Annotated in this window: 11 protein-coding genes and 2 tRNA genes; 1 reads left to right on the top strand and 12 read right to left on the bottom strand. The window is 27.0% G+C overall.

Annotated features, from left to right (window positions below):
* From VJ881_09580 to VJ881_09535, 10 genes are all read right to left on the bottom strand, one after another.
* Positions 1-3,200: endonuclease/exonuclease/phosphatase family protein (locus tag VJ881_09580; GenBank protein HKL76302.1), on the bottom strand; the 3,200-nt coding region annotated here is incomplete at its 3' end.
* Between the two features lie 110 nt (positions 3,201-3,310).
* Positions 3,311-4,174, bottom strand: coding sequence for an alkaline phosphatase family protein (locus VJ881_09575; GenBank protein ID HKL76301.1), 864 nt, complete (start codon positions 4,172-4,174; stop codon positions 3,311-3,313).
* 133 nt (positions 4,175-4,307) lie between these two features.
* On the bottom strand, positions 4,308-4,919 hold the full coding sequence (locus VJ881_09570) for a cyclodeaminase/cyclohydrolase family protein (protein HKL76300.1): 612 nt from the start codon (positions 4,917-4,919) through the stop codon (positions 4,308-4,310).
* A 1-nt stretch (position 4,920) separates the two neighbouring features.
* Positions 4,921-6,171, bottom strand: a complete 1,251-nt coding sequence (gene hutI, locus VJ881_09565; protein ID HKL76299.1) for an imidazolonepropionase — start codon at positions 6,169-6,171, stop codon at positions 4,921-4,923.
* Entirely contained in the window at positions 6,171-7,079 is a 909-nt protein-coding gene (gene ftcD / locus VJ881_09560; protein ID HKL76298.1) for a glutamate formimidoyltransferase, read from the bottom strand. The genes hutI and ftcD overlap by 1 nt, the downstream gene beginning before the upstream one ends.
* Positions 7,080-7,151: 72 nt before the next feature.
* A complete protein-coding gene (locus VJ881_09555) occupies positions 7,152-7,727 on the bottom strand; it encodes a nitroreductase family protein (protein HKL76297.1) in 576 nt (191 codons plus the stop codon).
* A gap of 2 nt (positions 7,728-7,729) precedes the next feature.
* Positions 7,730-8,236 (bottom strand): flavin reductase family protein, encoded by a 507-nt coding sequence (locus VJ881_09550; GenBank protein HKL76296.1) that lies wholly within the window; start codon positions 8,234-8,236, stop codon positions 7,730-7,732.
* Between the two features lie 42 nt (positions 8,237-8,278).
* Entirely contained in the window at positions 8,279-9,349 is a 1,071-nt protein-coding gene (locus VJ881_09545; protein ID HKL76295.1) for an AI-2E family transporter, read from the bottom strand.
* Between the two features lie 201 nt (positions 9,350-9,550).
* On the bottom strand, positions 9,551-9,889 hold the full coding sequence (locus VJ881_09540; GenBank protein ID HKL76294.1) for an Mth938-like domain-containing protein: 339 nt from the start codon (positions 9,887-9,889) through the stop codon (positions 9,551-9,553).
* Entirely contained in the window at positions 9,890-10,501 is a 612-nt protein-coding gene (locus VJ881_09535) for a hypothetical protein (protein HKL76293.1), read from the bottom strand.
* Between the two features lie 172 nt (positions 10,502-10,673).
* Between VJ881_09535 and VJ881_09530 the strand changes: the two genes are divergently transcribed.
* Positions 10,674-11,606, top strand: coding sequence for a tyrosine-type recombinase/integrase (locus VJ881_09530; protein HKL76292.1), 933 nt, complete (start codon positions 10,674-10,676; stop codon positions 11,604-11,606).
* 54 nt (positions 11,607-11,660) lie between these two features.
* Here VJ881_09530 and VJ881_09525 read toward each other — a convergent pair.
* Positions 11,661-11,736: transfer RNA gene (locus tag VJ881_09525), tRNA-Phe, on the bottom strand.
* A gap of 30 nt (positions 11,737-11,766) precedes the next feature.
* Positions 11,767-11,843: transfer RNA gene (locus tag VJ881_09520), tRNA-Met, on the bottom strand.
* Positions 11,844-11,907: the final 64 nt, after the last annotated feature.

The following is an 11,907-nucleotide window of genomic DNA, read 5'->3' as shown; positions in this document are numbered from 1 at the left end:
ACAGGAAGTGGATCACTATCAATTCTTTCATGGTTTAATAACAAGTCAGCAGCTTGATAATTTTCTTTTTCACCAGGGTTAGCGTTCATATCACCCATAACAACAAATTTACTATTTTTACTTAGGCCGCCTTTTTCACCATCATCAGAATAAATATAATCTTTATTACTGATGTAATCTGCAATTAATCTAACTTCATCATGATTTCTTTTACCATTTCTATTATATTCGCCATCAAAAACAGGTGGTGTAGGATGTGCAGCTAGGACATGTACAGTTTCTCCGCCAAGTTCAACTGGAATATCCCAGTGACTTTTAGATGATAATCTAAATATACTCTGAGCAGGTTTTGAATAAAATTCTTCTGGCATTTTATTATTGGGCATATCTTTCCAACGGAACTTTCTTAAAGTTCTGATTTCATCTGTATTAATTGGATATTTACTTAAGAAAGCCATTGCATATTGTCCAGCATATTCTCCATATCCAAATGCATCATTTCCATATGTTCCATCACCAGGTGTATCATCTATTTCTCCATTATTATCCATATCAAAGCCACTATGAACACCTGTATTGGATTTTCCAAAGTAAACGTATTTATAATTAATACCTTCTAAATTATCTTTTTGAGCTTCTTTTAAATAATTTTCAATAAAGGCTCTTACATTTGTTTTAGAAATATTTTTACCTTGCTGGATATTATTATCAATTTCATTTATCATTAATACATCTGGATTAACTCTCTGAATAATTTCAGCAGCTGCTTCTGCCTGAGGATTTCCTTTCTTTTGTACCTGTTCTGTTGTTAAATTTTGAATATTGAATGTAGCAAATTTATATGATTTTTCTATTTCTTGTTCTTTTTTAACTAATGTTTTTTGATCAAGAACATTTCCATTATTATCTATAGCTTTAATAGAAAGTTCTTTGCCATCAATGTCAATTTTAACATAATTTTCTTTTGCTTTGAATTCTTTCAAATAACTTCCCCATGGACCATATTCACGATCATATTTAGGAGCACCAGCTCCACCAGATACTATTTGCCATAAATGTCCACTATAATCATCAGACATCATATTAGCATAAACTGGTGTATCTTCTGTAATAAGTAATCTTTGATAATTATGCTCATCACTTCCAAGTAGAATATTAGTTTTTTCACTTTCAGTCAATGTTTTAATTAATTCATCTCTCATTTCTAAAACATATTCTTTCTGTCCACTATACCACATTGAATCGTCTATATGACCGCCATTTGGGAAAGAAGGTTCATGTAAAATGGGTATAATATGATCTATTTCGCTATTCTTTTCTGCTTCAGTAATTTTATTTTTCAACCAATTCATTTGTTTTTCAAGAATAAATCCTTCTAAATTCCCACCATATTCTTCCGGATTACTTGTCCACCAATAATTTGTATTCATAACTATAAATCTAGCATTATCATAATCAAAGTAATAAGCATTTTCGTCATAACTTGGAGCAGATTCATGTTCTTTGTCAGGTCCATTAATTGGATTTACAAATTCATCTGCGAAAATTGCCTCAGCACTATTTTCTCCTTTTTTATCAAATTGTAATCCATAAGTACTACCATCATCAAAAGCAGTATATACAGCTTCATGATTTCCCATAATTTCATAAATTGGAAGACTTGAACCGACTAATTCAGTTGCATTTTTCCATGATTCAAGTTGAAAACGATAATCATCAGCTTTATTAGTGTAGCCATCAATTAAATCTCCACCAAATATTACAAAATCAGAATTTCTTTTATAGGAATCGATTAGTAAATTAGTTGTTGTATCATAATTAAATGAATCGGCATAAATTTCTAAACCAGCTTCTGCATCTTCAGCTCTTCCATCTCCCATAAAAGCAAAGCTAAATTGATTATCATTAGATTCAGATTTAAAAGATGATTGAAATTCCCATTTATAACTTGATTTATCGACAGTATTTATGATTTTGTAATTATAATTTGTTTCAGGATTTAATCCCTGAACTTTAATTTCATGATTTTTTGTTGCCTGATCTTCCCAAAAACTTAAATTTCCAACTTTTACTTCACCTTTAGTTGGTACATTAGTTTCCCAAGAAATAATTGCACTGTTTTCTTTAACTTGATCAACAAAAGGTCCTTCAGAGATATATGGTAAAAGTTTATAACTATTGTTTTCTTTTTTAACTTTAAATTTTTCTCCATAAGGAATTTTGTCAGCATGAATTCTATAATTAATTAAATTATCATTATCAATATTTAATTTGTCTAAATTTAAAGTAATTTCATGTTCAGTTTTTCCGTTATCTAAATTTTTAGTAGTTTCTTCGGAGAAATTTAATCTTTGCATTTTTTTATTTTTAGAAACACCATATTCGACTTTAAGTTCAGTAACTTTTTTGCTTGTTGTAAAACTAAGAGTTACTCCAGTATCATTAGTATTTACTACCACATCACCAGTTAAAATATGATCATAATCTTCTTCAATCTTATCTAAATCTTCTGGATGAGTAGCTTCTTCGCCAATTTTACCTTTATCAGGAAAAGATACTTTTAAACCACTAATATCTTTTGGTTCTATTTTATATTCGCCATAATCAAAGGTAACTAATCCTTCAATATAATCGACTTGCTGACCTTCTTTGGCAGGAGTTGCAGAAGCACCAACATTACTACCGGCAATTTTGGTTTCTCCACTACCATCAGTTACCAACCATTCACCATGGCCAGCTGTAGGATTAGTAACTTCCAAATTTTCAATTCTTACAAGAACTCCTTCATATTTTTCCTGGCTAACTTCTGAAGTCTTTAATTTAATAGGTTCTGGTATATCAGCACTACCGATAACTTCTACTTTTTCTGGTTGATTGAATTCTGTTAATTGATAATATTCATCAATTTTACCAGTAACTCTGACTTTATCACCAGGTGCTACTTCGGCAGTAACATAAACCCAAATTCCAGACCAGGGTTCTTTACCACCTTGCATGTAAAAGCCATTATCTCCAACAGCAGTAACAATACCTTCAGAAGTAACTGTTTCACCTGCATATGCCGAAGCATCGCCATCTTTAGTATTTGACTGAATTTCTTTAATAGGTATTACCTCTTCAGCATTAGCAGAAAAAACAGCAGTAAAAATTAAGAGAATCGAAATGGAAAAAATTAAAGTTTTCTTAGTTGTTCTTGTCATTGTTAACCCCCTTTAATTTTTGTAATATATTTATTATTCTCAATATATTTATAACATAAACATTCTGATATTTCAAATAATTAAATTATTAACATTTATATTATATATTATTATTTAAGTTCTGAAATAATTGCTGGGGTAATATCAGTAATAGTTTTTATACTTTTTTTCAAATCCAGTTTTTGTTTACCTATAATAATTGTTGGCACCTTATTTTTAGTATGTGTTTTTATCGAAAGATCTTCAATATTTCCATGATCACTTGTGATTATTATTGTAACCATGTTTTCTAAATTTTGAATTAATTGTTTTAAAAATTTATCTAAATTTTCAAGAGTTTTCAGTGCGAAATTCATATTTTGACTGTGTCCAGCTTTATCTGTTTGAAAAAATTCGTATAAAGTAAAATCATGGTTTAAACAAATTTTAGAAAGGTTATTTGCTGCTTTTTCAGGAGAAAAAACAGGTATATTGTGACCTTTATCTCTAAGTATCTTATTAGTAAAATCCTGATATACAGCATTATTATTCTTAATATCTTCTAAAAAACGGAATTCATTATTGGAATGAAGTAAACATTGAGTAGTTACAGATGCTCTTTTTTTGTTTTTATATACTTTTTCAACATAGCTTTTAGTATAAGCATTTGCAAAAGTAGAAGATAAATTAAATTTAGATAATTGTTTATATATATTAAATTTTGATATAATTTCTATCAAAGTTGGTCCCGGAAAACCACTTTTATGTCTTCCCATTGCTTTAGCTGCGTTTTTACCAGTCAATAAAGCTGTTTGTCCTGTAGCACTTTGTGGAAGGCCAGTAACTTTCATACTAACATCAGTTTTTATGTAAGTTCCTAGATTATGAGTGGATATTTCATCTAATATTGGAGTATTAGCTTTTAAAAAAGGGTTTTTTAGATTATTTTTATCTCCAATTCCAAAACCATCTATGAAAAACAAAAGTATTTTCATTGTTAATTCTCCTTAAAAATATTTTTATAATTATTAATATTATAAAACAAATACTAATATATTACAAAAAAGTATCTAACCAGCTTAAAACTGGCCAGATACTTTTTAATTAATTATATATTTTACGTAATATTTAAGATTTTATTTTTGAAATTGTAATTTCTTCAATTTCAGTTAGTAATTTTTCACCTTTAGATATAATTTCATTAACTTCATTTTCTAACTTTTCAGCCTTGTTTTTATCTTTTATAGATTGAGTATTTATTAATACATTTAAATAAGCTCCTTTTATTGCAGAAATCCCCATATATCCCGCAACACCAATATCTGATATTGCATGAGGATTACCTTTTTCAATAACTTTTCTAGCAATTTCCATAAGTTTTAAACCTAATTTCATTGTATCAAGTGGAGTTAAACTTGCTTTATATAATCCATTTTGTATAGCTTTTTTTCTTTCTTTTTTTTCTTCATCAGTATTTTTAGGCATTTTATAGGCATCCATTACCATATTAAAACTTTGCGCATCTTCATCTATCAATTCTAATGCTTCTTTTCTTTTTTTAGAAAGTTCATTTTTGTTATTATCTAATGAATCGTCATTAGTTAAATTAATTACCATTTCAATTAAAGCGGCAGATAGTGACGCACTCAATCCAGCAACACTTCCTCCACCAGGAGTAGGTGATTTACTGGCTAATTTTTCATTAAATTCATTTAAATTGTATTCTTCAAATTTTTTCATTTCAATTCCTCCAATTAAAATTTGTATTTTTTATAACAAATTTTCCATTTTTAACTACATCTTTTACAGAATTGTGAGCAATATGATAGGTCAAATGTGTATAAGAAGGAGCAGATAAAATTACTAAATCAGCTTTTTTACCAATTTCTATACTGCCAACTTCTTTTTCTTTATTTAAAGCTTGAGCAGCATTAATAGTTAATCCTCTTATTGCTTCTTCAGGTGTCATATTCATATATAATGTTGCTAAAGATAAAAGTAAAGGAATGGATTCAGAATAACAACTTCCAGGATTAAAATCTGTTGCTATGACAGGCTCAAGCCCCATATTCATCATTTCTCTTGCAGGAGCATATTCTTCTTTTAAACTAAAAGCAGTAATTGGTAATAATACAGGCTTTACTTCACTACTGACAAGTTCTTTGATTCCTTTATTTGAAACTTTTAATAGATGTTCAGCTGAAACTGCTTTCATTTCTGAGGCTAATTCTGCAGCTCCTGTATTTTTTATTTCGTCAGCATGAATTTTTAACTTAAAACCTAAATTTTTTGCAGTTTTCATTATTTTTCTGGATTCTTCGATTGAAAAAGCTCCTTTGTCACAAAAGACATCATTGAATTCTGCAAGATTTTCTTTAGCTATCTCTGGAAGCATTTTATTAATTAAATAGTTAGTATATTCTTCACTTGTCTTGAAAGTATTTGGAGTAGCATGAGCTCCCATAAAAGTACTAATAATATTAACTGGATGTTTTTTATTTAAATTTTTCATTACTTTCAGTTGTTTTTTTTCAGTCTTTAAATTCAAACCATAACCAGATTTTCCTTCAACAGTAGTTACACCATTTTGAAGCATATTATTTAATCTTTGAATACCAAGTTTTTCTAATTTAGATAGACTGGCTTTTCTAGTGGAATTGACAGTATTAATTATGCCTCCTCCACTCTCCATAATTTCTTCATAACTCTTACCTCTTAATCTTTGGTTAAATTCATCATCTCGATATCCACCAAAAACAAAATGAGTATGAGAATCAATAAAACCAGGTAAAACTGGTTGAGAATCTATATCTATAATTTCAAATTTTTCTGATTGGTATTGATTTAATATATAATCATTTTTTCCATAATCTTTAATTATATCATTTTCAATAACTAATGCAGCATTTTCAATTATTCCTAAATCATTATTATCTAATTTTTCAGAACAGGTCAATAATTCACCAATATTTTTTAATATTTTTTTACTCATTATAGATCTTCCAATAATCTATTTTCCATAATTTGATCAGTAGTAAAGTCTTCTAATTTTAGATAATATTCAGCTACATCATATAAAGCTTGAGCTGGCAGCAAACCTATTAATTCACTACCAATTATATTAATACCATATCTTTCAGCTTCAAATTTTACCATTTCAAAAGTTTGGTATAAAGCTGTTTTAGTATAATTGGTCATATTCATTGAAACCTGAACAATACCTCTTTCTTTTAATTCTACTCCAATTGCTTTACAATAGCGTAAACCTCCACTTGAATGTCTTACTTTTTTAGCAATTTTATTTGCAATATCAAGATTATCTGTATCAAGATTAATATTAAAGGCTACTAAAGGCATTCTTGCACCAACTACAGTAGCTCCAGCTGTTGGATGTATTTCTGCTTTTCCATAATCAGGTTTCCATTCCTCTTTTTTTATTTTCTCAGAAAAGTCTTCAAATTCTCCTTTTCTAATATTTGCTAAATTTTTTCTTTGAGAATTACTAGCAGATTCTTCATAAAGATAAATTGGTAAATCTAATTTTTCAGATAATTTTTTTCCAACTTCTTTTGAAAGTTCTATTGCTTCTTCCATTTCTACATTTTTAACAGGAGTAAATGGAACAACATCTACTGCCCCCATTCGTGGATGTTCTCCCTCATGTTTATTCAAGTCAATTATATCTACAGCTATTTGGGAAGCTTTAAAAACAGCCTCTTTTAATTCTTCTGGTCCTCCTAGTGCAGTTATTACAAGTCGATTATGATCTTTATCGGCTGAATAATCTAAAAGTTTAACACCATCTGTAGTTCTAAAAGGATTAACGATTTTCTCTATTTTTTCTGTATCTCTACCTTCGCTAAAATTAGGAATACATTCTAATAATTTTTTTTCTGACATAATAATTCCCCCTAAAAGATTTGTTTGTTAGTTAGTTTAATTATATATTAATAGCCGTCAATATAAGGTCAATTAATATTCTTTAATGATTAGTTCAGAAAGTTCTCTTTTAGGTACATGATGTATATCATTGTCATCGCGCCAATATTTAATATTTCCTGTTTCCTTTGTAGATTCAATTTTCACTTTTTCTTTGGGTTTTCCTAATGCTAATACATATAAAATATCATATTTATTATCTATATTTAATTTATTTCTTATATTATCTTTATCTAAAGCACCTAAAATACATCCTCCTAATTCCTTTTCAGCAGCACCTAGCATTATATTTTGTGCTGCTATTCCAGGATCATCCCAAAAGTTTTCTGCAATATCTTTATCCCCTAACATAATAATATATGCAGATGGTCTTTCTCCCTTTTGGGGACCAGCCCAATCTTTAATATAACCAGCCCAACTTAAATCTTCAAATAAATTATCATTAGTTTTTTTATCGTTTGTAATTATATATTTTAATGGCTGTCTATTTGCTGCTGAAGGACCAAGACGAGCTAAATCAATTAAATCTTTCAATGTTTGTTTGCTTATTTTTTTATTTTCATCAAATCTTCTATAAGAACGACTCTTTTTAATTAAATCTTTTAACATCATTATTCCTCCTTTAGAGTATTTATAATTTCTCCAAAATATAATGTATGATAGTCATTATTTTTATAATGTCTATTTTGATAAGAAGAAATTAAATTTTTTGATTCCATGTTTTGCTTATATACAATTTTACATTCATAATGAAGATCACAACCAGCTATTAATGGTGTATATAATTCATTACTAGTTATAGTTTTTAAATTTAATTCTTTAAACTTATTATAATCTCTGCCAGATTTAGTTCCACAAAATTGTAACTCTTTTTTCATTTTATTATTAAAAGGGATACTAACCGTAAATTTGTCTGTAGATTCTATCAGTTTATAAGTATATCTACTTTTTCTAACAGCAACCATTAATATTGGTTTACTCCAAATATATCCAATATTAGCCCAGCCTATAGTCATTGTATTAAGTAAATTATTAGATTTTACTGTTAAAAATGCTCCATTTCCTTCTAAAGCTTCAGTTGTTTTTTTAAAGTGTTTATTATAATCTATTTTTTTCATTTGACCCCTCCTAAAATATAATAAAAGTTATAAATTAATAAATTATGAAGTTGATTCCTCCATATTAAAAAGATACTTTAATAATATCCTCAATATTACATAAAAAGGAACTGCAAAGAGTGCACCTATAATTCCAAATAAAATTGTGAAAACCAATACAGCAAAAATAACAGCTAAAGGATGAATTTTTAATATCCCTCCCTGTATTCCTGGTTGAATAACATTACCCTCTAAAATTTGCACACTTAAAATAACAATTAATACTTTCAAAACTAACCATATATTTGTTGTAATAGCAATAAATAAAGCAGGAAAACTTCCAATTATTGGACCAATAATTGGAATAAATGAAGTAATAAATATTATAAATGATAAAACTAAGGCATTTGGTAAATCAATAATTAAAAAACCTACATAAGTTAAAATACCTAAGAAAATAGAAATAATTAATCTACCACTTATATAAGCGGATAAAGTTTTATCAATATCTCTTATTAATTGTATTGTTTTTTTTCTTTTTTCTCTTGGTAATATATTCAATATATTTTTAAAAATTTTTTTGTCATCTTTTAAAAAGTAAAATAATACAAAAGGAATAAGAATAATAATAGTGCCCCAATTTGTTACTGCAGAAAAGAAAGTATTAAAATTATTTCTTACAGTTGTAAAAATATTTTCTATTATTGATGTCAATCTTTGTTGTATATTAAATTGATTAATATATTTATATATACCTTTTCCTTCTTGTATATTTTTATTGACTTCATCCCATTGTTGATTATAAAATAATGTCATATCTTCAATTAAATCTTTAAACTGAGAAGTGATTATACTTCCTCCAAAATATGATAAAATACTGATTATAAATATTACAAATAAAATTGCAATTACAATAGATAAAATACGATTATGAAGTTTGTTAGATAAATAATTTACTAATGGTCTAAGAAGATAATATAAAAATATACCAATCAATAATGGTCTTAAGGACATAGATAAAATTGCACGTAGTGGCTTAGTTATATAATCCAATTTTCCAATATAAAAAATAGTTAATACTGATAAAAATATAAAAATTAATATTTTAAGATATTTATCTTTTAAGTATTCCATAAATGATACCTCCAACACTAAATAATAACATGTATTATTATATTTCTACAATAATTATTTAATTCCTTTTTATTTATTTATAGTTAATAAATTAGTTTATACTATTATAGTATAAACGGTATAATAACTCATAATTTAAATATATAAGCTTATGTTTTATCAAATTAAATCTTGTTAATAAGCTTATATATTTAAATAAAATCAACAAGTAAGATGTAAAGCACAAACTACATCTTTTATGTTATTTTTTTTGTATACTTCTATTGCCTTATTAGTTTTATATACTTCTACAGAAATACCTAGATTATTTAATTTATTTAATAATCTATTAGGAACTTTCATTTTTCCATATTTTCCAGTTCCAATAATTAATAATTCAGGATCATATTCAATAACCATTTCTAAATCCTCTATTTGTAATAGATGTCCCCTCTGTCTCCACCAATTATTGTGAATCGAATCTGGAAAAATAATTAAATCTGAATTATATTCCTTATCAGATATATTAATTTTACCAAAGGAATAAGAATTGATATTCATCTAATCCCCCTTTTTTTCATTAATTTTCTTTTTAACATAAGGAATATCAGGATTTAATAATATAGAAAATTCATATGGTCTTTTATCTCCCAAATCTCCTTCTGGTCTTTTTTGATGTTTATTAACAAAATTAGTTAGTATTTCATTAAATTCTTTTACCTCTTTTTTAGTTAAATATATTTTACCTAATCTAAATGTTTTATCTGCATAACCTAATTCTTCTAATAAATCTTTTTCATCCTTATTCTTAGGTAAAATTTTTAATAAATCTGTTAAATTACTTTCAATATGATGTAATAAACCTAAAGCCCAATGATTGTAAGCATTACCATTGTAATTATTGGTCCAATCACCTAAAGTATAACTTTCAGCTGCTTTTTGATATTTTGTTTCACCATTTTCTTTGTACATTTTTATAATATTATTTTCATACAACCGATCGATATATTTATTTATTAAAGAATATTTCTCGTCTAAATTATCAGCAAGATACTTTTTTGTAACTTTATCTTCTTCCATTAAATTAATAATAGATAAACATATAGGATCAGAAATGAGTTCAGCCTGTCTTTTATTTTTTATTTCCATTGTTTTTTGCATTTTTTCTTTCATAGGACAGGAATCACCTCCTTTAAAAATTTCTTCTATCTATTTATTTCAACAAATAAAATAATTTCCCTTCTTTTTTTAATTTGTGCAGGAATATATTTCTTTTTAAAGAATAAATAATTAAGGAAATTTCGTAAAATTTTAATTTTGCGTTAAAAATGAAAGGATGGATAAAATGAATAAAGAAATTACATATTTAGATGCGGTTAATAGTTTTGAAAAGTATTTATTAGTTGAAAAAGGATATTCAGAATTAACTGTAAAAGAATATAAACATGATCTTAAATTATTATATAAATATCTTAGAAATGAATTTGATTATGATAAAAATTTTGCAGTTAAAAAAATAGAAAAATTTGAAATAGCTGAATTTTTAGGTGATATAATTTTAAAACAGGATAATTCTCCTGCAACAAGAAATCGTAAATTATTTGCTATAAGAACATTTTTTAAATATCTAGTTAATTATGAATATTTAATTAAAAATCCAGCTCAATCTATTGAATCAAGTAAAACTGAAATAAGAGCTGAGCCTATATATATGAAGCTAAAAGATGCTCAAAAATATATAAAAGCTATTAAAAAAAATGATGGATTAAATGTTCTTAGAGATACAGCTATAGCAAAATTATTTTTATATGCAGGTTTAAGAGTTTCAGAATTAGTATCTTTAAATTTAACTGATATAGATTATGAAGATCTATCAATAAAATTTTATGGAAAAGGTAATAAAGAAAGATACGTACCACTACATGAAGACGTAATAAGTACTATCAAAAATTATTTTAAAGAAAGAAGTGAAATTAATATAAAAAATGAGGATGCTAGAAATGCTCTCTTCTTATCAAGACATGGTAAAAGAATAAATGTTAGAACAGTACAAATATTAGTAAAAAAATATGCAAAATTAGCTGGAGTAAAAAATGCCAGTAAAATTACTCCTCATAAGCTTAGACATACTTTTGCTTCAATTTTATATAAGAAAACTCAAGATCTAAAAGTTCTTCAGGATTTATTAGGTCATGCTAATATATCTACTACCCAAATTTATACTCATACTGATACTGAACAAAAGAAAAATGCCATTGATGATTTTCCTGATTTATAAAAATAATTAATTATACTATTGAAGTATAATTAGTATAATTATAGGTAAAAAAAATGGTGGTGAGAGGCGGAATCGAACCGCCGACACGAGGATTTTCAGTCCACTGCTCTACCGACTGAGCTATCTCACCAAAGTATAAAATCCAAAGTACAAATAATATTGGTTGCGGGGGCCGGATTCGAACCGACGACCTTCAGGTTATGAGCCTGATGAGCTACCAGACTGCTCTACCCCGCGTTGAAAAATGGTGAGCCATGGAGGATTCGAACCTCCGGCAACCTGATTAAAAGTCAGGTGCTCT

Source organism: Halanaerobiales bacterium (assembly GCA_035270125.1).
GTDB lineage: Bacteria > Bacillota > Halanaerobiia > Halanaerobiales > DATFIM01 > DATFIM01.
Note: the sequence above shows the minus strand (reverse complement) of the source record. Positions and strands in the feature narration are given on the sequence as shown.

Coding starts and splice junctions, on each gene's coding strand:
- VJ881_09550 (HKL76296.1), bottom strand. CDS start 8,236: ATGAAAAAAATAGATTATAATAAACACTTTAAAAAAACAACTGAAGCT.
- VJ881_09545 (HKL76295.1), bottom strand. CDS start 9,349: ATGGAATACTTAAAAGATAAATATCTTAAAATATTAATTTTTATATTT.
- VJ881_09555 (HKL76297.1), bottom strand. CDS start 7,727: ATGTTAAAAGATTTAATTAAAAAGAGTCGTTCTTATAGAAGATTTGAT.
- ftcD (HKL76298.1), bottom strand. CDS start 7,079: ATGTCAGAAAAAAAATTATTAGAATGTATTCCTAATTTTAGCGAAGGT.
- VJ881_09535 (HKL76293.1), bottom strand. CDS start 10,501: ATGAAAGAAAAAATGCAAAAAACAATGGAAATAAAAAATAAAAGACAG.
- VJ881_09530 (HKL76292.1), top strand. CDS start 10,674: ATGAATAAAGAAATTACATATTTAGATGCGGTTAATAGTTTTGAAAAG.
- VJ881_09575 (HKL76301.1), bottom strand. CDS start 4,174: ATGAAAATACTTTTGTTTTTCATAGATGGTTTTGGAATTGGAGATAAA.
- VJ881_09540 (HKL76294.1), bottom strand. CDS start 9,889: ATGAATATCAATTCTTATTCCTTTGGTAAAATTAATATATCTGATAAG.
- hutI (HKL76299.1), bottom strand. CDS start 6,171: ATGAGTAAAAAAATATTAAAAAATATTGGTGAATTATTGACCTGTTCT.
- VJ881_09570 (HKL76300.1), bottom strand. CDS start 4,919: ATGAAAAAATTTGAAGAATACAATTTAAATGAATTTAATGAAAAATTA.